At 67.2% G+C, this 19595-nt stretch carries 23 protein-coding genes, 1 pseudogene and 1 riboswitch; of the genes and pseudogenes, 13 read left to right on the top strand and 11 right to left on the bottom strand.

All coding sequences use genetic code 11. The features are described from left to right. Positions 1–4 precede the first annotated feature (4 nt). The 6 genes and pseudogenes from tolB to RZR99_RS21470 form a co-directional block, all read right to left on the bottom strand. Positions 5–1300: a Tol-Pal system beta propeller repeat protein TolB gene (gene tolB, locus RZR99_RS21495; RefSeq protein ID WP_323121796.1), complete on the bottom strand. Its 1296-nt coding sequence runs from the start codon at positions 1298–1300 to the stop codon at positions 5–7. 97 nt (positions 1301–1397) lie between these two features. Continuing rightward, positions 1398–2381 (bottom strand): cell envelope integrity protein TolA, encoded by a 984-nt coding sequence (gene tolA, locus RZR99_RS21490; RefSeq protein ID WP_323121795.1) that lies wholly within the window; start codon positions 2379–2381, stop codon positions 1398–1400. Continuing rightward, positions 2378–2827, bottom strand: a complete 450-nt coding sequence (gene tolR, locus RZR99_RS21485) for a protein TolR (protein WP_323121794.1) — start codon at positions 2825–2827, stop codon at positions 2378–2380. Before tolR ends, tolA begins: the two co-directional genes overlap by 4 nt. Before the next feature lie 10 nt (positions 2828–2837). Next, entirely contained in the window at positions 2838–3515 is a 678-nt protein-coding gene (gene tolQ / locus RZR99_RS21480; protein ID WP_323121793.1) for a protein TolQ, read from the bottom strand. Between the two features lie 192 nt (positions 3516–3707). Then, positions 3708–4199: pseudogene (ybgC, locus tag RZR99_RS21475) on the bottom strand (tol-pal system-associated acyl-CoA thioesterase). Between the two features lie 126 nt (positions 4200–4325). Continuing rightward, positions 4326–5072 carry an SDR family NAD(P)-dependent oxidoreductase gene (locus RZR99_RS21470; RefSeq protein WP_323121791.1) on the bottom strand — a complete coding sequence of 249 codons (747 nt, stop codon included), beginning with the start codon at positions 5070–5072 and terminating at the stop codon, positions 4326–4328. Between the two features lie 183 nt (positions 5073–5255). Then, a riboswitch (ZMP/ZTP riboswitch) is annotated at positions 5256–5355 on the top strand. A 139-nt stretch (positions 5356–5494) separates the two neighbouring features. Here RZR99_RS21470 and glyA point away from each other — a divergent pair. The 7 genes from glyA (at position 5495) to RZR99_RS21435 (ending at position 10184) form a co-directional block, all read left to right on the top strand. After that, positions 5495–6742: a serine hydroxymethyltransferase gene (gene glyA, locus RZR99_RS21465; protein WP_323121790.1), complete on the top strand. Its 1248-nt coding sequence runs from the start codon at positions 5495–5497 to the stop codon at positions 6740–6742. Between the two features lie 12 nt (positions 6743–6754). Continuing rightward, the gene (gene nrdR / locus RZR99_RS21460) at positions 6755–7234 is read left to right on the top strand and encodes a transcriptional regulator NrdR (RefSeq protein ID WP_323121789.1); all 480 of its coding nucleotides are present in this window, start codon (positions 6755–6757) and stop codon (positions 7232–7234) included. Between the two features lie 152 nt (positions 7235–7386). Further along, positions 7387–7944 (top strand): GspH/FimT family protein, encoded by a 558-nt coding sequence (locus tag RZR99_RS21455; protein WP_323121788.1) that lies wholly within the window; start codon positions 7387–7389, stop codon positions 7942–7944. Beyond that, complete coding sequence (locus tag RZR99_RS21450) at positions 7941–8339, top strand: type IV pilus modification PilV family protein (RefSeq protein ID WP_323121787.1); 399 nt, start codon at positions 7941–7943, stop codon at positions 8337–8339. The genes RZR99_RS21455 and RZR99_RS21450 overlap by 4 nt, the downstream gene beginning before the upstream one ends. A gap of 5 nt (positions 8340–8344) precedes the next feature. Then, a complete protein-coding gene (locus RZR99_RS21445) occupies positions 8345–9121 on the top strand; it encodes a PilW family protein (RefSeq protein ID WP_323121786.1) in 777 nt (258 codons plus the stop codon). 56 nt (positions 9122–9177) lie between these two features. Further along, on the top strand, positions 9178–9705 hold the full coding sequence (locus RZR99_RS21440) for a hypothetical protein (protein ID WP_407655487.1): 528 nt from the start codon (positions 9178–9180) through the stop codon (positions 9703–9705). Positions 9706–9737: 32 nt separating this feature from the next. Continuing rightward, positions 9738–10184 carry a type IV pilin protein gene (locus RZR99_RS21435; RefSeq protein ID WP_323121785.1) on the top strand — a complete coding sequence of 149 codons (447 nt, stop codon included), beginning with the start codon at positions 9738–9740 and terminating at the stop codon, positions 10182–10184. A gap of 60 nt (positions 10185–10244) precedes the next feature. On the opposite strand, the gene RZR99_RS21430 is transcribed toward RZR99_RS21435, so the two are convergent. From RZR99_RS21430 to RZR99_RS21420, 3 genes are all read right to left on the bottom strand, one after another. After that, on the bottom strand, positions 10245–10640 hold the full coding sequence (locus RZR99_RS21430; RefSeq protein WP_323121784.1) for a DUF3318 domain-containing protein: 396 nt from the start codon (positions 10638–10640) through the stop codon (positions 10245–10247). A gap of 97 nt (positions 10641–10737) precedes the next feature. After that, positions 10738–11127, bottom strand: coding sequence for a phage holin family protein (locus tag RZR99_RS21425; protein ID WP_323121783.1), 390 nt, complete (start codon positions 11125–11127; stop codon positions 10738–10740). Between the two features lie 116 nt (positions 11128–11243). After that, positions 11244–11546, bottom strand: a complete 303-nt coding sequence (locus tag RZR99_RS21420) for a DUF883 family protein (protein WP_323121782.1) — start codon at positions 11544–11546, stop codon at positions 11244–11246. A 317-nt stretch (positions 11547–11863) separates the two neighbouring features. Between RZR99_RS21420 and RZR99_RS21415 the strand changes: the two genes are divergently transcribed. Beyond that, on the top strand, positions 11864–12502 hold the full coding sequence (locus RZR99_RS21415; RefSeq protein WP_323121781.1) for a peroxiredoxin: 639 nt from the start codon (positions 11864–11866) through the stop codon (positions 12500–12502). A 365-nt stretch (positions 12503–12867) separates the two neighbouring features. Here the strand turns inward: RZR99_RS21415 and RZR99_RS21410 are convergent, their stop codons facing one another. Continuing rightward, a complete protein-coding gene (locus tag RZR99_RS21410; RefSeq protein WP_323121780.1) occupies positions 12868–14055 on the bottom strand; it encodes an acyl-CoA dehydrogenase in 1188 nt (395 codons plus the stop codon). 76 nt (positions 14056–14131) lie between these two features. On the opposite strand from RZR99_RS21410, the gene RZR99_RS21405 reads away from it, so the two are divergent. Both RZR99_RS21405 and RZR99_RS21400 read left to right on the top strand, forming a co-directional pair. Further along, on the top strand, positions 14132–14923 hold the full coding sequence (locus RZR99_RS21405) for an IclR family transcriptional regulator (protein ID WP_323121779.1): 792 nt from the start codon (positions 14132–14134) through the stop codon (positions 14921–14923). Between the two features lie 102 nt (positions 14924–15025). Then, positions 15026–15436 carry a GFA family protein gene (locus tag RZR99_RS21400; protein ID WP_323121778.1) on the top strand — a complete coding sequence of 137 codons (411 nt, stop codon included), beginning with the start codon at positions 15026–15028 and terminating at the stop codon, positions 15434–15436. Between the two features lie 72 nt (positions 15437–15508). On the opposite strand, the gene RZR99_RS21395 is transcribed toward RZR99_RS21400, so the two are convergent. Beyond that, on the bottom strand, positions 15509–16318 hold the full coding sequence (locus RZR99_RS21395; protein WP_323121777.1) for an EAL domain-containing protein: 810 nt from the start codon (positions 16316–16318) through the stop codon (positions 15509–15511). A gap of 260 nt (positions 16319–16578) precedes the next feature. On the opposite strand from RZR99_RS21395, the gene RZR99_RS21390 reads away from it, so the two are divergent. From RZR99_RS21390 to RZR99_RS21380, 3 genes are all read left to right on the top strand, one after another. Beyond that, positions 16579–17535, top strand: a complete 957-nt coding sequence (locus tag RZR99_RS21390; protein WP_323121776.1) for an MBL fold metallo-hydrolase — start codon at positions 16579–16581, stop codon at positions 17533–17535. Positions 17536–17553: 18 nt separating this feature from the next. Beyond that, entirely contained in the window at positions 17554–19221 is a 1668-nt protein-coding gene (locus tag RZR99_RS21385) for an FAD-dependent oxidoreductase (RefSeq protein ID WP_323121775.1), read from the top strand. A gap of 77 nt (positions 19222–19298) precedes the next feature. Beyond that, a complete protein-coding gene (locus tag RZR99_RS21380) occupies positions 19299–19529 on the top strand; it encodes a DUF2783 domain-containing protein (RefSeq protein ID WP_323121774.1) in 231 nt (76 codons plus the stop codon). The last annotated feature ends 66 nt before the right edge of the window (positions 19530–19595 follow it).

Below are 19595 nucleotides of genomic sequence, written 5' to 3'. Positions count from 1 at the left end.
TTGGTTATTGCATGAACGGTCCCCAGGACGGTTCGCGAACCGAACCGCCCTGCACGGACAGAATCTGCGGCGGCGCACTGCCATCAGACGGAACGGCAGCGAGCACACCGCGTCCGTTCGCCTGCGTAGCGTACAGAATGTACTGGCCGTTTGCCGCGAAGCTGGGCGATTCGTCACGCGTCGTATTGGTGATCGCGTTGGCGGCGCCCGTCTGCAGATCCTGAACGTACAGCTTGAAACCCCCACCGGTGCGCGAGATGTACGCGAGGAGCTTGCCGTCCGGGCTGACGCGCGGGCTCGTATTGTAGCTGCCGGTGAAGGTGACGCGTTGCGCCGCGCCGGCGCTTTCGCCCTGCGCCGGCATGCGGTAGATTTGCGGCGCGCCGCCCCGGTCGCTCGTGAAGTAGATCCAGCGGCCGTCGGGAGAGTAGAACGGTTCGGTATCGATCGAGCTGCTTTGCGTGAGGCGGCGCAAGCCGGTACCGTTGGCATTGACCGCGAAAATCTGCGTATTGCCGGTGAGCGAGAGCGCCACGGCGAGCGTCTGGCTGTCCGGCGACCACGCGGGCGCGCTGTTGTTGCCCTTCTGGTCGGAGACCATGTAGCGGCGGCCCGTCGGCAGATCGTGGATGTAGACGATCGGCTTCTTGCGCTCGAAAGACACGTAAGCCACCTTGGTGCCGCTCGGCGACCACGCGGGCGAGATGATCGGTTCGGTGCTCGACAGCGCAATGCGCGCGTTCTGGCCGTCCGAATCGGAAATCTGCAACTGGTAGCGGCCGCCCGTCTTGATCACGTACGACAGCCGGGTCGCGAACACGCCGCGCACGCCGAGCAGTTTCTGGTAGATGTAGTCGGCGATCTTGTGGCCGGCCATCCGCAGCGTGCCGTCGTTGGCGGTCAGCGACAGGCCGCCGAGGCTTTGCTGCTTGATGGTGTCGTACAGGATGAAGTTCACCTTGTACTGGCCGTTCGCGTCGCGGTTCACGCTGCCCGCGACGAACGCGTTCGCGCCTTTCGCCTTCCATGCGCCGAGATCGACCGATGCGGTCTCGGGCACGGGCGTGCTGCCGGCGTCGATATTGGTGAATTTGCCGGTGCGCGCCAGGTCGGCGCGCACGACCGACGAGACCTGCTGGGGCAGGCCGCCTTCGTTGGCGAAATTGGCGGTGGCGATCGGGAACTGGATCGACCCGACGCCGGTGATCAGAACGTCCACCTGTGCGTGTGCGGCGCTGCCCGCCGCGATGAGACACGAGGCAACGAGTGCCTTGAAACCTAGCTTCGTCATCAAACTCATGCTTCCTGATTCCCGTATATAACGCTGCGCAACGGCAGAGACTCAAAAATACCCGATTCGTTCCCGTCGCGACGGCGGAGTGTAAGCGCAAAAGCGCTCATTCCGCCGCCTTGAAGGTAATCGTAATATCGGCCGGAGTACGACCGTTGGTATCGGGCGGCAACGGCACCGATGCCTGGATCGCATTGACGACTGCCTGATCCCACCCCGAATTCCCGCTTGAGCGCCGGATCGACACGCTCAGCACGTCGCCTGACGGTGTGCAACGTATCGCCACGACCGTGACGAGGCCGGCGCGCTCGCCGGGCCAGGAGATATTGGGCTTGACGCGCCGCTTCACCTTATCGGCGTAGCCCGGCGACGCGGCGTTGCCGCCCGAGCCGGTGCCCGTGCCGCTCTTCGCGAGGCCTTCGCCGCCGCCCGTTCCGCCCCCGACCTGGCCCTGCAACTGGGCGAGGCGAGCCTGGCGTTCCTTGTCGAGTTTAGCCTTCGATGCGGCGTCGGCCTTGGCTTTCGTCGCCGTCTTGGCGGCTTCGGCCTTCTTCTGCGCGTCGAGCTGCGCCTGGGCGTCCTTCTTCTGCTGTTCGAGCTTTTGTTGTTCGAGCTTCTTCTGCTGGTCGGCCAATTGCTGCTGCTTGAGCTTGTCCGCCTGTTTCTGCTGCTCGCGCTCCGCGGCTTTCTGGGCGGCGAGCTGAGCGGCCTGCTGGGCCGCGAGCTGTTGCGCCTTCAGTTGCTGCCGGCGCTGTTCCTCGAGCTGGGCTTCGCGGGCGGCGGCTTCCTGCTGCTGCTTCTTTTTCAGCTGCAATGCGATTTCGGCGTCGTCGTCCTTCGCGGGCGGCGGAGCAGGGGCGACCTTCACGGGCGGCACGACGACGGGCTGCGGCGTCTGCAGATCCGGCACCGACGACCACAGCTCGGCTTCGGCGCCGGCCGGCGTGCTGTTCTGCCACTGCACGCCGTGATACAGGAACAGCGCGAGCAACACGTGCATCAACGCGGCAAGCGCGAACGCGCGGCCCGTGCCGCGCTCGCGCGGCGGCTGCAGCGGGGAGGCGGTGCGCTGCTGGGTCCGTTGGTTCATTGCGATTTGACGAGGAGACCGACGCGTTTCACGCCGCGCGCCTTCAGATCGGACATCACCGTCATCACGGCGTCATACTGGACCGTCTTGTCGGCGGCGATCACGACGGGCTGATCCGGGTGATCGGCCTGGCGCGACGCGATGAAGCCGTCGAGATCGGCCTTCGTCATCGTGTCTTCCTGCGACGCGCCCGCGTCGTTCTTGTAGCGGACGCTCATCTTGCCGTTCGCCTGGATGTTGACCACCACGGGCGGCGTCTGCTCCTGCGGCGCGGCGTTGCCGACCGTGGGCAGATTGACGATCGACGGAGCGACGAGCGGTGCGGTCACCATGAAGATGACGAGCAGCACGAGCATCACGTCGATGTAGGGCACGACGTTGATGTCGGCCATCGAGCGGCGCGAGCGGCCGCCGCGCATGCTGGATCGAATGGGAGTGCCGGCCATCGCGTGCTCCTTATTGCGCCTGGCGCTGCAGGATGTTGGAGAACTCTTCGATGAAGGTCTCGAAGCGGATTGCCAGGCGGTCGATGTCGTGCGCGTAGCGGTTGTACGCGACTACCGCGGGGATGGCGGCGAACAGGCCGATCGCGGTGGCGACCAGTGCTTCCGCGATGCCGGGCGCGACGTTCGCGAGGGTCGCCTGCTGCACGTTGGCGAGGCCGCGGAACGAATTCATGATCCCCCAGACGGTGCCGAACAGACCGATATACGGGCTCACCGAGCCGACGGAGGCGAGGAACGACAGGTTGGCCTCGAGCACGTCCATTTCACGCTGGAACGACGCGCGCATCGCGCGGCGGGCCCCGTCGAGGATCAGCCCCGGGTCGTTCAGGCGTTTTTCCTTCGCCTTCAGGAACTCGCGCATCCCCGACTCGAAGATACGTTCGAGCGCGCCGATCGTGTGGCGGTTGTTCGCCGCGCTCTGATAAAGCGCCTGCAGGTCGCCGCCCGACCAGAAATCGCGTTCGAATCGCTCGGTTTGCGCGCGCGCGCGGCGGATCGCGAACCATTTGCGGAAGATGAACGTCCACGACATCAGCGACAACAGCAGGAGCAGCCCCATCACGGCCTGGGCCAGCACGCTCGCGTTGAGGATGAGGGAAATGATCGACAGGTCTTGAGTTGAGTTCATAGAAGTTTGAGTAACGTCCCATCGGGGGCGCCCGGCTTGGGGACGCCCGGCCGGGACACCCAGCGGAGCGGACCGGCTCGTGCGCCCGGCGGGGCAAAGCGCGCAGTGTGCCGTCGGACGGAGCGCTGCCTGACAGCTTTCCGCCAAACCTTGCTTAGTAGCGTTTCAGGGGGGCGAGTTCATCGGCCTAGTCTAAACGGTGCTCAGGCGTGCACCGTTGACACGGTTTGTTGCGGATCGGCGGCCGGCCCGCACTGCAGCGCGGCGAGGACGGGGGGGCGGGATCGCGGCGGGCCGGACGGCGGCGCGATCGACGCAGCCGATGCGGATGCGCCCGGTGACCAGCAGCGTATCGCCGCGCCAGGCCTGCTGCTCGAATTCCACCGACGCGTGGCCGAGGCGCTCGATCCGGGTCACGACCGTGAGCAGCTCGTCGAGCCGGGCGGGGGCAAGATAGTCGAGCGCCGTGCCGCGCACCACGAAGATCACGCCTGCGTCGTCGAGACGGCGCTGGTCGACGCCGCACGCACGCAGCCATTCGGTACGCGCGCGTTCGAAGAATTTCAGGTAGTTCGCGTAGAAGACGATGCCGCCGGCATCGGTATCCTCGTAATACACGCGAACGGGCCAAGCGAAGCCGGGTGCTGCTTCGGGCGATCGGTTGGACGGAGTCATGGCGCGCATTCTACCGGAACGGGACGTCACGATTCGTAACGGAATGTAGCCCGCCCCGGCGCCCGCCGGGCCGTGTTTCGACGGGCGCGGCGGCCGCTTCGCCGGCCTCGCCGAAGCGGGCCGGCCGGGGTGCCGTCAGCCCCGGTGGACGGTCAGTCCGGCGGGGGCCTGCGCGACCGGCATCATTTCGACCGTATTGATGTTGACATGCGCGGGGCGGGTCGCGATCCAGTAGATCGTGTCGGCGATGTCCTCGGCGGTGAGCGGCGCGACGTTCGTGTAGACGTTCGCTGCTTTCGCGTCGTCGCCCCGGTAGCGGACGTTCGAGAACTCGGTGCCGCCGCACAGGCCGGGCTCGATGTCGGTGACGCGCACCGGCGTGCCGATCAGGTCGGCGCGCAGGTTCAGGCTGAACTGGCGCACGAACGCCTTGGTCGCGCCGTAGACGTTGCCGCCCGGATACGCGTAGCTGCCCGCGACGGAGCCGAGGTTGAAGACATGCCCGCGGCCGCGCTCGACCATGCCCGGCAGCAGGGTGCGGGTGACCGTGACGAGACCCGAGCAGTTGGTGTCGATCATGGTCTGCCATTCGTCGAGACTGGCCTTGTGCGCGGGTTCGACGCCGAGCGCGAGGCCCGCGTTGTTGACGAGCACGTCGATCGCGGCGAATTCGGCCGGCAGCGCCGCGGGCGCGGCCTCGACGGCGGCGCGGTCGCGCACGTCGAGCTCGATCGGCAGCAGCGCGTCGCCGAGTTCGGCGGCGAGCGCGTCGAGGCGGTCCTTGCGGCGCGCGGTGGCGACGACGCGATGGCCGCCCTTGACGAAGACCCGCGCGATGGCTGCGCCGAATCCTGCGGACGCACCGGTGACGAACACGATCATTGCTGCTGCTCCTGGTCGGTAGTGAGGCTGGGATGGGGATCGCGTTAGCGTACTGGCATTGCCGCGGCGCGGCAAGGCGGGAAGGGCCGGCAGGGCGGCGTCGCTGGACCTGACCCCGATTAAATCGACGGCCCCGCCAGGCGGTTGCCTATTCAGGACGCATCCAATAAACTAACGCGCTCATCACCCCTGCGTGACTGGCGATAGAACCTCCGGGTTCAAGGTGGAGCATCCCACCGTGAAGCGCAGGGCGCCGTTTTTGCCGTTCGCCTGGGCAGCCGTAGTGCACCGTCGCGTGCATCGCCGGTGGCTGTCCTGCCTCGCGTCTCCCGGAATCTTCCGTTGCGCCGGGCTGGCCGTCTGCCAGCGCCGCATGCTATCCGGTCACCCCGGTCCACCTGTACACACTTAACGGAACCCGTATGTTTGACAGAGCCCAAAGCACCATCGCGAACGTCGATCCTGAAATCTGGCAAGCGATCCAGCAGGAAAACGGCCGTCAGGAAGAGCATATCGAACTGATCGCATCGGAAAACTACACGAGCCCGGCCGTGATGGCCGCACAGGGTTCGCAGTTGACCAACAAGTATGCGGAAGGCTATCCGGGCAAGCGCTATTACGGCGGCTGCGAGTATGTCGACGTCGTCGAGCAGCTCGCGATCGAGCGGGTGAAGCAGCTGTTCGGCGCGGAAGCGGCGAACGTGCAGCCGAATTCGGGTTCGCAGGCGAACCAGGGCGTGTTCTTCGCGATGCTGAAGCCGGGCGACACGATCATGGGCATGAGCCTCGCGCACGGTGGTCACCTGACGCACGGCTCGCCCGTCAACATGTCGGGCAAGTGGTTCAACGTCGTGAGCTACGGCCTGAACGAGGGCGAGGACATCGACTACGACGCGGCCGAGCGGCTCGCGCACGAGCACAAGCCGAAGCTGATCGTCGCGGGCGCGTCGGCGTTCTCGCTGAAGATCGACTTCGAACGTCTCGGCAAGATCGCGAAGGCGGTCGGCGCTTACCTAATGGTCGACATGGCTCACTACGCAGGCCTGATCGCCGCGGGCGTGTATCCGAATCCGGTGCCGCACGCCGATTTCGTGACGACCACCACCCACAAGAGCCTGCGCGGCCCGCGCGGCGGCGTGATCCTGATGAAGGCCGAGTACGAGAAGCCGATCAACTCGGCGATCTTCCCGGGCATCCAGGGTGGTCCGCTGATGCACGTGATCGCTGCGAAGGCTGTGGCGTTCAAGGAAGCGCTGTCGCCGGAATTCAAGGAATACCAGCAGCGCGTGGTCGACAACGCGCGCGTGCTCGCCGAGACGCTGGTCAAGCGCGGCCTGCGGATCGTATCGGGCCGTACCGAAAGCCATGTGATGCTCGTCGACCTGCGCGCGAAAAACATCACGGGCAAGGCCGCCGAAGCTGCACTGGGCGCCGCGCACATCACCGTCAACAAGAACGCGATTCCGAACGATCCGGAAAAGCCGTTCGTGACGAGCGGCGTGCGCCTCGGTTCGCCGGCGATGACGACCCGCGGCTTCGGCCCGCAGGAAGTCGAGCAGGTGGGCAACCTGATTGCCGACGTGCTCGACAATCCGGAGGACGCGGCGACGATCGAGCGCGTGCGCGCGCAGGTCGCCGAGCTGACCCGGCGGTTCCCGGTCTACCGCTGATCCCGGCCGGTCATGCGCTGCCCGTTCTGCCGGCATGACGACACGCAAGTGGTGGATTCGCGCGTGTCGGAAGACGGCGCCACGATCCGCCGGCGCCGCCGCTGCTCGGCCTGCGACAAACGTTTTACGACGTACGAGCGGGTCGAGCTGGCGTTGCCGGCCGTCGTGAAGAAGGACGGTAGCCGGACGGAATTCGACCGCCGCAAGATCGTCGCGAGCATGCAACTGGCACTGCGCAAGCGGCCGGTGGCGGCCGACGCGATCGACGCGGCGGTCGCCCGCATCGAATATCAGCTGCTCGCCACCGGCGAGCGCGAAGTCCGCAGCGACAAGCTCGGCGAACTCGTGATGAACGAGTTGCGCGAGCTCGATACGATCGCTTACGTGCGCTTCGCTTCTGTTTACCGCCGCTTCGAGGATGTGTCCGAATTCGCGGACGTCATCGAGGAATTCCGTCGCGCAGCGCCTTCCAAGCAGCCGCGCAAGCGCTGACGATTCGCGCCGCATCGCACACTCCCTGATTCGTTGATTTCCCGCTGCCATTGTCATGATGGCGGCCGGGTCGCGCCATTCGGCCGTTCGGCCGATGGTGCGCGTGCGCGCACGCCGCTAGAGTCGACGCATCGGATAGCGGGGGACAGGCGATGCGGGGATCGGGCGGAACGCGGTTCGCAACAGGCTTTGTATTGATGGAATGGATGGTCGCGCTTGCGTTGATCGCGGGCGCCGCCGCGCTGGCCGCGCCGTCGCTGGCGGGATGGCGCGTGCGCGACCGGGTCGACGCAAGCGCACGCGCGTTGCTGGCGTCGCTTGCGTATGCCCGTGGGGAAGCGGTGCGGCTCGGTGCGCGCGTCACGGTGTGCCGCGGCGATTCGCCGGTGGGGTGCGGCGCCGCGTCCGCGCGTTGCCCGGGCGGCGACGCCGATTGGTCGTGCGGCTGGGTGGTGGTGAGCGGGAGCGCCGAGCGTCCGCTTGTCCTGCGGCGTTTCGCGGGCGATGCGCAGGTGGTCGTGAAGGGCGCGGGCAGCGAGCTGGCGTTCACGCCGCCGGCGGGTCAGGTGATCGGCGGCTTCCGCCGTTTCGAGTTCGCGCCGCGCGCGGCAGCCTCCGGGTTCGACGGTGAACGCTGGCGGCGCTGTGTCCGGATCGCCGCGGGAGGGCGTGCGCGAGTGACGCCGCGGGCTTGCGGAGCGCAAGGATGATGCGGCTGTCGTCGACTCGGGGTGGATCGCTGCTCGAAGTCATGGTCGCGATGATGGTGCTGGCGAGCGCCGCATTGGGCGTGATCGGTGCGCAGTTGTCGATCGTGCGTGCCGAACGGCAGGCGGCGTGGCGCGCGCATGCACTGTGGATTGCCGACTCGCGTGCCGAGGCGGAGCGGTCGGGTGCCGGGACGCGGGCCGACTGGGATTCGGCGGTGGCTGTGTTGCCGGCGGGCCGGCTCGTCACCGTGGATGCGATGCCCGGCGTGCGGACCGTGACGATTCGGTGGAACAGTCCGGAGCGGGAGGCGCCGGTCGACGCGCGGTGCGCGACCCGTTTCAGGGCGGGGGTACGGTGCGTCGCGCTGGCCTTCGCGAGCGGGGGGCATCCGTGATGCCGGTGAAACGATCGTCGGGCCATACGCTCGTCGAGGTGCTGATCGCCATGGCGCTTGGCCTGATGATCGTGGGTGCCGCGTTTTCTCTGTATCGCTCGCAGCGAATGGCCTATACGCTGGCCGCCGATGCGGCGCGGCTTCGCGATGCCGGCCATGCGTCGCTGATGCTGATCGCGCCGCAGATCCAGATGGCGGGGTTCGCGCCGCTCGACGCGCCCACTGCACGGGCTGCACCGGGGCTGTTCGGTTGCGCGAGGGGGCGTCCGGGCGGGCCGGATGCGAATCCGGTCTGCGATCCGCTCGCGAGCGGATCGGATGGGCTGCTGGTCCGCTATGTCGGCGATTCCATCTCGACGTGGCCGACAGCTGCCGGGCAGGCATCCGACTGTCTCGGACAGGGCGTCGGCGGCGCGGATGCCGGGACGCTGATCGTGAACCGCTATTACGCACGGACGAGCGCGTCGACAGGCGAGCCGGAGCTTTACTGCGAAGGCAACGGCAGGCCGGGTGTCGCGCAGCCGCTTGTCGAAGGCGTCGAACGACTGCGGCTGCGCTATCGGCTGCATGGCGGTGACGGGTGGATGGATGCGGCGCTGCTGCCTGCCGGCGGCTGGGCCGACGTCGTTGCGGTGGAGCTGTGCGTGCAGGTGCGAGGCGCACCGACCGGGCGTCCGGTGCGCTATGTCGATTGCCTGGGACGAGCGGTCGCAGCGCCTGATACGCGGCCACGGCTCGTATTGCGCCGGCAGGTCGCGATACGCAATCAGGGGCGGACATGATTGCGTCGATCGCTCGCGGGTCGCGCGACCAACGCGAACGACGTCCGCGCGGCGGAATGACCGGCGGCGGACGTCGCTTGCTCCGGATGCGTGCGTCGGGCGCCGCTCTGCCCGGGGTGCTGGCCGTGACGGTGGCGTTGCTGGCAACGACGGCGGCCTGGTTCGAGACATCGCTCATCGAGACACGCCGAGCCACCGGCACACACGGCCGATTGATCGCGTTCCGGGCGGCGGATGCCGCGCTTGATGCATGCGCGGACGCCTATCTGCGCCGTGGTCCGGCGTCAGACTTCGCAACGCCGCTTCCGATCCGGGAGCCTGCACTCTGGCGGCAGCCGGGCGCGTTCGATGGCGCGAGCGCAGTCACGCCGTTCGCCGCATGGCCGGGCGCGGCGCGGCCGCCGAACTGCTTGATCGAGCGCTGGCAGGTACCCGCGAAGCCCGACGCGCGGGCGTATCTGGTGACGGCGCGCGGCTTCGGCGCGACCGATGCGACCGTCGAGTGGCTGCAGTTGCAGGTTCTGGTGGACGATGGTGTTGTCGTGCGTCGCTGGCGGCGCGTCGTCGGACGGCCTGACCGATGAAGGCCCGACCGATACGTGTCGGCCACCCGCGCATGCCGCCTGAACGGAAGCGGCTTGGCGCAGGTCGCGCAGGCTTCACGCTGGTCGAGTTGATGGTCGTGCTGGCCATTGCCGCCGTGGTTGCCGCGTTCGCCGTGCCGTCGTATCGGCATCATGTCGAACGAGGCCATCGGCTGGGCGCCGTGGCCGGGCTGTATCGCGCTGCGCAGTACGTCGAGACGTTCGGCGACGGGTTACCCGCGACATTGCCCGACGGCCTGGATCGCGTGCCCGGACAGGGCGCGCCCGCGTATCGGCTACGGCTGCGGACGACGGGCGATGCGCGGGGCGGCTATGCGCTCGACGCGAGCCCGTCGAGCGACGGTGCGATGCGGGGCGACGCGTGCGGAACCTATGTGCTGCATGCGGACGGCACGCACGAGAATATCGCCGCCGCCGATTCCGATCCGATGGCCCAACCCTGTTGGCCGGCGCATTGAGCGTGCCGCCGGAGCGTGCCGGCTCGCACGAGGTCAGTCGCTCAATGCGTCACGCGCCCGTCATGCATCCCTGTCGGAGGAAGACGCCGGCGCATCGCTGCGGATCTGCTTCCAGAACTGGTAGACCCCCCAGCCGGTCAGCCCGAGCGCGCCCCACTTGAGCACGGGCTTCGCGCCCGCGCCGAGCAGCGAGCGCACCGGCTTGGCCAGCGCAGCCGAAACGAGCGAGCTCAACAGCGGATACTGGCCGACGAGCGTGCTGAGGCTCGCGTTCAGCCCCTTGGCGGACTTGCCGAGCGAGCCGCCCGAGAAGCCCGGCACCAGCAGCTTCAACCACTTGAAATGGGTGACGGTCTGCCGCAGTTCCGCGCCGGCCTGCGCGAGCTCCAGGCGTTCGACGTCGGAGCGCAGGATCAGCAGTTCCTTGCGCAGCGCGCGGTGTTGCGCCGCGCTCATCGGTCGCTTGGAGGAGGGCGGGCGGAATTGATGACCTGAAGCGGATTGACTCATGGCACGTTGACGGAGTGGGTTGGCGAGGATCGAACGAATGCGTTCAGGACTTGCCGCGGAACAGCTCGCGGTCTTTTTCCAGTTCGTTCAACGTGGCTTCGAACACGCTCGGCGCGTCGCGCAGCCCGGCGCGGGCCTTCAGCGCACAGACGAGCCCGCCCACCGCATACAGCACGGTGATCCCGGCAAGCGACTGCCAGCGGTACGTATCCCAGAAGGCGATCGCGATCAGCACGGTCAGGCTGATCAGCGCCATCGTCGCGAGCATCATCGCGGCGAGGCCGAGGAACAGCACGCCCATCAGGCGTTCCTTTTCCTCGGCGAGCTCGATGCCGACGAGTTCCAGCCGGGTTTGCAGCAGCGCGAATACGGAGCCGAGCAAACGGCGCAGCGGTCCGTGCGCTGACTGGGGCGATGAGGTATCTGTCGTCATGAATGATGCAGTGGCACGTACTGGAGACGGCTGGGTCAAGGCCGACCGGAGCACGAGGCACCGGTCGAATCCCGAGCAGGCGGGCCGCAGGCCCTGGCCTGCGCGGAGCGTGCGTGTTACTTGCGGTTGATCAGGAGACCGATCAGCACGCCGACGCCGGCAGCGATGCCGATCGACGTCCACGGGTGCTCATGCACGTAGTCGTCCGTGGCGCGCGCTGCCTTCTTGCCCTTCTCGACCACGACGACCTGGACGTCGGCCGCTTTTTCCTTCGCTTGCTTGAGACGCGACAGCGCCTTTTCGCGCAGCTCGGTGGCACGGTCGCCCGTGCTGCTCGCAGCCTGCTTCAACAGATCTTCCGCATCCGCGAGAACGGTTTTGATATCCGACATCAGTTTCTCCTTGTTGACTGCTGACATTGCAACTCCCTTCGTGCTGAAGCGTTGCGCACACCCGACATCCTAGCGAAACCCGTGCCTGCTGGCGAGCGCGATGCGCCCACGGGCGCCGGGCGGTGCTCGGCCGCGTGGTAAACGGTCTGTAATATCCTAGGGAGTTGATTCGGAACGAAAAAGTTTCCGGAATGGGTTACCCGCACGGCAAAAATGACAAAAAGTTATGAATATCGGACGGAATAATCGTTCGCATCGCCGGCGCATTCCCGTAAGCTCAAAGCTTGTCCGCGCGCATTCGGCGCGCGGATACCCGACCCATGCACCGTTCAAGGAGCCGCACTATGAGTCTACGTCTTGGCGACACCGCACCGGATTTCGAGCAGGATTCGAGCCTCGGCCGCATCAAGTTTCATGAGTGGCTTGGCGACAGTTGGGGCGTGCTGTTTTCGCACCCGGCCGACTACACGCCCGTGTGCACGACGGAACTGGGTCTGACCGCGAAGCTCAAGGACGAATTCGCGAAGCGCAACGTGAAAACGATCGCGTTGTCGGTCGACAGCGTCGAGTCGCACAAGGGCTGGATCAGCGACATCAACGAAACCCAGGCGGCAAGCGTCGGCTTCCCGATCATCGCCGACGGCGACCGCAAGGTCTCGCAGTTGTACGACATGATTCATCCGAACGCGAGCGAGACGTTCACCGTGCGTTCGCTGTTCGTGATCGACCCGAACAAGAAGGTACGCCTGACGATCACCTATCCGGCCAGCACGGGCCGCAACTTCGACGAAGTGCTGCGCGTGATCGATTCGCTGCAGCTCACCGACAACTACAAGGTCGCGACGCCCGGCAACTGGAAGGACGGCGACGACGTCGTCATCGTGCCGTCGCTGAAGGACGAGGACGAGATCAAACAGCGCTTCCCGAAGGGGTACAAGGCGCTGCGTCCGTATCTGCGTCTCACGCCGCAGCCGAACAAGTAAGCGCGCACCCGCCGCGCACCCGACCCGCCCCGGCATGCCGGGGCTTTTTTCATGCGCGTTCGGCTGAGCGCCGGGCGAACGGCACCGGCTAACCCGGCGCGCGGAAAGAGAGCGGTGCCACGGAATCTGGTTCAACAGCCGGCATCGGCCGTGGTGCCGATCCCGAATCGGGCGGGAAGCCGCCCCCGCCTCCGGACAACGGCGTCGCCGGCGGGTGCGTGTACGGTCCCGTGGCCGTTTTCCGGCAATCGGTTGCAATCCGATCGCCCAAACGCAAACCGGCCGAACGATTCGGCCGGTTGCTGTGTCGGCCGGCAACCGGCCGAGGATCTCGCGGAGCGTACGCCACGCCGCCGCGAAGCGTGTCAGAAGAACGCCTGGATGCCCGTTTGCGCGCGACCGAGGATCAGTGCGTGGATGTCGTGCGTTCCCTCGTAGGTGTTGACCACTTCGAGGTTCACGAGGTGGCGCGCGACGCCGAACTCGTCGGAAATTCCGTTGCCGCCGAGCATGTCGCGGGCGAGCCGTGCGATGTCGAGCGCCTTGCCGCACGAGTTGCGCTTCATGATCGACGTGATCTCGACGGCGGCTGTGCCGTCGTCCTTCATCCGCCCGAGCCGCAGCACGCCCTGCAGGCCGAGCGTGATTTCGGTCTGCATGTCGGCGAGCTTCTTCTGGATCAACTGGTTCGCGGCGAGCGGCCGGCCGAACTGCTGGCGGTCGAGCACGTACTGCCGCGCGGTGTGCCAGCACGACTCCGCCGCGCCGAGCGCACCCCACGCGATGCCGTAGCGCGCCGAGTTCAGACAGGTGAACGGGCCGCGCAGCCCGGAGACGTTCGGCATCCGGTTCTCCTCGGGAACGAATACCTCGTCGAGGACGATCTCGCCGGTGATCGACGCGCGCAGGCCGACCTTGCCATGAATCGCGGGCGCGCTCAGGCCTTTCCAGCCCTTTTCGAGAATGAAGCCGTGGATGGCATCGCGGCCGTCTTCTTCGAGCTTTGCCCAGACGACGAACACGTCGGCGATCGGCGAATTCGTGATCCACATTTTCGCGCCCGACAGCGTGTAGCCGCCCGGCGCCTTCTTCGCACGGGTCACCATGCTGCCCGGGTCGGAGCCGTGATTCGGCTCGGTCAGCCCGAAGCAGCCGATCCATTCGCCGCTCGCGAGCTTCGGCAGGTATTTTTCCTTCTGCGCGTCCGAGCCGAATTCGAAGATCGGCACCATCACGAGCGACGATTGCACCGACATCATCGAGCGGTAGCCGGAGTCGACGCGCTCCACCTCGCGCGCGATCAGTCCGTAGCTGACGTAGTTGAGGCCCGGGCCGCCGTACTGCTCGGGAATCGTCGGGCCGAGCAGGCCGATCTCACCCATTTCGCGGAAAATCCCGGCGTCGGTACGCTCGTGGCGGAACGCTTCGGTCACGCGCGGCGCCAACTTGTCCTGCGCATACGCGCTCGCGGCGTCGCGCACCATGCGCTCGTCTTCGGTCAGCTGCTGGTCGAGCAGCAGCGGGTCGTCCCAGTGGAAGCTTGCAGCGGCCATCGTGTCATCTCCTCGCTTGACTCTGGTTCCGCAGTGCGGAACAATGTTTTGCAAATTGTTCTCAGTGTAGCACCACATGAATTTTTCAACCATTGACGACGAGACCCTCGACGAGCGCAAGTTCGTCGTCGCGCTGGCTCGCGGTCTCGACCTGCTCCGGGCGTTCCGGCCCGGCGAGACGATGCTCGGCAACCGCGATTTCGTCGAGCGGACCGGTCTGCCGAAAGCGACGGTCAACCGGCTGGCGTACACGCTCGCCGTGCTGGGCTATCTGCGCTACGACGAAGCGTTCGGCAAGTACGCGCTCGACGCGGGCGTGCTGTCGCTCGGTTACGCGCTGTTGTCCGGCACCGATACGCTCGAACTTGCGCGCCCGCACATGCAGGCGCTCGCGCGCGAGATCGGCGCGGCCGTGTCGCTCGGCTGCCGCGACGGCCTCGACATGATCTACCTCGACACGATCCGCAGCGAAACCGCGTTGACGCTCGGCCTTGCCTCCGGCTCGCGATTGTCGATGCTGACGAGCTCGATGGGGCGCGCGTATCTCGCGGTGCAGCCGCTCGACGTGCGCGCGGCGCTGTTCGCCGAACTGCGCAAGGGCGCGGGCAAGGGGCGCGCGGGGGCGGCACGGGTGGGCGCGGCCGAGCGGGCGGTGGCCGAGTTCGCGGCCACGGGGTGCTGCTACTCGTTTCGCGACTGGCACGAGGATGTGAACGCGGCGGCGGTGCCGTTTCGCGAGCCGCGCGAAGGCCGCTGGCTGATTCTGAGCTGCAGCGGCCCGGCGTCGTCGATGAACGAGGCGGTGTTCCGCACCGGGGTCGGGCCAAAATTGCGGGCGCTCGCGAAACGGCTCGGCCAGACGGCCTGAGGGTGCGCGGTCGCATGCCGCGGACGCCGGCCGTTGCGGTATCGTAGGCGAGCTGCCGCCGGTCAGGCGGCAGCTTCCCAACAGGTCAGCGGGAGGGGCGCGATGTCGGATGCCGAAGTGCTGGAGGGCGGTTGCGCGTGCGGCGCGATCCGCTATCGGATCACCGGCGTGCCGGTCGACGCGGGTTTCTGCCATTGCCGTCTGTGCCAGCGGACGACAGGCGCCGCGGTGCTGGCGTCCGCGTCGGTGCCGCTCGACGCGTTCGCCTATCTGCGCGGCGAGCCGCGCGAGTACGCGTCGAGCGCGTGGGGCGTGCGCCGCTTCTGCGGGCAGTGCGGCACGCAGCTCGAGTATCGGCTGATCGACGCGCCGCCGACGGTCGAGATCAATTACGCGACGCTCGACGAGCCGGAGCGGGTGCGCCCCGCCTGGCACATCTGGTATGCGGACCGGTTCCCGGGCATCGAGATCGGGGACGACCTGCCGAAGTACGACGACGGCGACGAGCGCTGATCCGTCGCGTGCGCCGCCCCGCCCGTGAGCGGCTCGACGCGGCGGCCGCGTTCATGCGACGCGGCGCGTGCGTCAGGTAGCCGTTGCCGGATGCGAGAACACCGGCCCCTGCATCAGCCGCACGTCGTACTGCCGCAGCAGTTCGAACTGTGCCTCGTCGGTCACCTGATCGAAGATCAACGGAATGTGCACGCGCTGCGCATAGCCGACGAGCGCTTTCACCATGCCGTCACGCAGCGCGGTCGCCGCGTCCATCTTGATGTAGTCGGGCCGCGCCATCTCCGATTCGACCGCGAGGATCCGCCCCGGATCCGGCAGCTTGTCGGCCACCTTGAAGCCGTGGTGCTGATAGCTCTTCGTCAGGTAGCCGAGGAAGGTCTTGTGCGCGACCGCCGCGGCCGGCAGCTCGATCACGATCCGCTCCGGATGCAGGCCGAAGCCTTTCAGCACCGACGAGAAATGCTTGCCGTGATCGTATTTCACGCTCTTCAGCAACCGCTCGTGCACGCGCAGGAACAGCAGGCCGTGCCGTTGCGCGCCGAAGAAGTTGATCGCGTGCAGCCCGCGCGCGAGACGGTCGAGCGCGACGAGCGATTGATCGTCGGCCACCGCGTCGAACGGATCGAACGGCATGCCGTCGACCTGGGTGACGGCCTGGAAACCCAGCTCGTCGCCGAACCGCTCGATCGCGTCCGCGAGCGACGCCGATTGCGGCGCGCCCGGCATCGTCACGTCGTAGATCGGCTCATACGCGCTGTTGAGCGTCAGACCGCGCAGGCGGGCGCAGGCGCTCCGCGCCCCGGCATCGAGTACGAGGTGCTCCCGCAGGAACGGCAGCGCGCCGGCACGGGCGACCAGCTCCGGGATGGTGAGCGGAATCATGGGCTCCGGAAGGAAGAAAGGCGGCCGAAGCGGCCGCCGTATACAACTGATAGTAGCAGCGCAAATCGTCCGCGGCGCGGCGATTTGCTCATAACGATATCGGACCGCGGCGGGACCGCTCAGGGTTTACGTTTATTTCACTAATCGTAATTCGTTTTACCATGCGTAAATTCCTGGTGTTGTCGTAGATCAAAAAAGCAGCAGCGCGGCCTCGGCTGACGGACGCCGCATTCCCCTCAATACGGAGCAAGGAGCGAGACATGGCGGGTGAGAAGAAATTTGCATCGCAGGCGGATCTGGCGGAAAAGAAGGTGACGTTCGAGCGCCTCTCCGAGCATGCCTATGCGTATACGGCGGAGGGCGACCCGAACACGGGGATCATCGTCGGCGACGACGCGGTGCTCGTCGCCGATACGCAGGCGACGCCCGTGATGGCGCAGGACGTGATCCGCCGGATCCGCGAAGTCACCGACAAGCCGATCAAGTACGTGCTGCTCACCCACTATCACGCGGTACGCGTGCTGGGCGCGTCGGCCTATCAGCCGGAACATGTGATCGCGAGCCAGGACACCTACGACCTGATCGTCGAGCGCGGCGACGCGGACATGAAGAGCGAAATCGGCCGCTTCCCGCGCCTGTTCCGTTCGGTCGAGTCGGTGCCGGGCCTGACTTGGCCGACGCTGACCTTCAAGGGCGAGATGACGCTGTGGCTCGGCAAGCTCGAAGTGAAGATCATGCAGCTCGGCCGGGGCCATACGAAGGGCGATACGGTGGTGTGGCTGCCTCAGGACAAGGTGCTGCTGTCGGGCGATCTGGTCGAGTACGGCGCGACGCCGTATGCGGGCGACGCGTACTTCCAGGACTGGCCGCACACGCTCGACGCGATCGCCGCGCTCAAGCCGGAGAAGCTGGTGCCGGGCCGAGGCGCCGCGCTCAAGACGCCGAAGGAGGTCGAGCAGGGGTTGGCCGGCACGCGGGCGTTCATCAGCGAGCTGTACGCGAAGGTGAAGGCGGGCGTGGCCGAGGGCAAGGATTTGAACGCGATCTACAAGGACACCTTTGCCGCGCTGAAGCCGAAGTTCGGCGAATGGGTGATCTTCGACCACTGCATGCCGTTCGACGTGACCCGCGCGTTCGACGAGGCGACCCAGTATCCGGATCCGCGCATCTGGACCGCCGAGCGCGACAGGGAGATGTGGAACACCCTCGAAGGCTGAGCGGCGCGGGCGGCGATCATGACCATCGATTACCAGACGCTGAAATTCGACTACCGTCCGCGCGCCGCGCGGCCGGCGGGCGCGGCCGACGCGCCGCATCCGGTGATCGTCGTCGGCGCGGGCCCGGTGGGGCTCGCGGCGGCGATCGATCTCGCGCAGCAGCGCGTGCCGGTCGTGCTGCTCGACGAGGACGACACGCTCTCCACCGGCTCGCGCGCGATCTGCTTCGCGAAGCGCACGCTCGAGATCTTCGACCGTCTCGGCTGCGGCGAGCGCTTCGTTGAGAAGGGCGTGCGCTGGAACGTCGGCAAGGTGTTCCTGCAGGACGAGCTGATCTACACGTTCGATCTGCTGCCCGAGGCGGGGCATGCGCGGCCCGCGTTCATCAACCTGCAGCAGTACTACGTCGAAGGCTATCTGGCCGAGCGCGCGCTCGAACTGCCGGATCTCGACATCCGCTGGAAGCACAAGGTCACGGGCATCACGCAGACGGCGGACCATGCGGAAGTCGCGATCGACACGCCCGAAGGCGCGCAGACCCTGCGCGCGCGCTACGTGATCGCGGCCGACGGCTCGCGCAGCCCGCTGCGCGCGATGCTGGGTCTCGACAGCCCCGGCCGCACCTTCAAGGATCGGTTCCTGATCGCCGACGTGAAGATGAAGGCGGAGTTTCCGACCGAGCGCTGGTTCTGGTTCGATCCGCCGTTCCATCCCAATCAGTCGGTCCTGCTGCATCGTCAGCCCGACAACGTGTGGCGGATCGATTTCCAGCTCGGCTGGGATGCCGATCCCGTCGCAGAGAAAGCGCCGGAGCGCGTGATGCCGCGGGTGCGCGCGCTGCTCGGACCGGATGTCGAATTCGAGCTGCAATGGGTGAGTGTCTATACGTTTCGCTGCCAGCGGATGGAGCGCTTCCGGCACGGCCGGGTGCTGTTCGCGGGCGATGCGGCGCACGGCGTGTCGCCGTTCGGCGCGCGCGGCGCGAACAGCGGCGTGCAGGATGCGGACAACCTCGCGTGGAAGCTGCGGCTGGTGCTCGACGGCCTCGCGCCCGAGCGCCTGCTCGACACCTACGCGAGCGAGCGCGAATTCGCGGCCGACGAGAATATTCGCCACTCGACCCGCGCCACCGATTTCATCACCCCGAAGAGCCCGATTTCCCGGGTGTTCCGCGATGCGACGCTGAAGCTCGCGCGCAACTGCGAATTCGCGCGCAGGCTGGTGAACAGCGGGCGGCTGTCGGTGCCCGCCGTGCTGTCGGGCTCGCCGCTCAACACGCCCGATCGCGCAAGCGACGCCTTCGGCGGCGCGATGACGCCGGGTGCGGCGGCGGTCGATGCGCCGGTGCGCGCGAGCGGCTCTCCCAGCTGGCTGCTGCGGCACCTGGACGGGGGCTTCACCGCCGTGCTGTTCGGCTCGCTTGCCGATGCGCCGGCGCTCGCGACCGCGACGCGCGGCCACTCGCTGCCCGTGGCGCCGGTGCTGGTGGTGCCGCGCGGCGAGGCGGGCGAGGCGCCCGGCGTCGAGGTGCTCGAGGATATCGACGGGCTTGCCGCGCAGCGCTACGACGCGCGGCCCGGCACGTTCTACCTGCTGCGGCCGGATCAGCACGTGTGCGCGCGGCTGCGCGGGTTCGACGCAGCGGCCGTGCGGGCGGCGCTCGCGCGCGCGGTCTGCGCCGCGTGACCCGCGACCGGCGCAACGGAACCGACCGACACACAGACACGACAGCACCATAAAACACACAAGACAGGAGACACCCCATGCACCTCGACACCCGTTTGCGTCTGCCCGATCCCGATGCGTTCTATGAAGCGCTGATCGACATGCATCGCGACCTGCCCGACAGCGAGAGCCAGCTCGTCAATGCGAAGCTGATCCTGCTGCTCGCGAACCAGGTCGGCGATCTCGACGTGCTGCGCGAAGCCATGGCGCTCGCGCGCGGCGGCGCGACCGGCGTCGAGCGCGACGCCGCCGCGGAGCGTCTGCAGTGAGCGCGCCGAACGGGGCTGCCCGGGTGCTCGAAGTCGAGCGCGTGATCGACGAAACGCATCGTCCCG

Origin of the sequence: Burkholderia alba (genome assembly GCF_034721475.1) — a bacterium.
In the GTDB taxonomy this organism is placed as follows: domain Bacteria; phylum Pseudomonadota; class Gammaproteobacteria; order Burkholderiales; family Burkholderiaceae; genus Burkholderia; species Burkholderia alba.
Note: the sequence above shows the minus strand (reverse complement) of the source record. Positions and strands in the feature narration are given on the sequence as shown.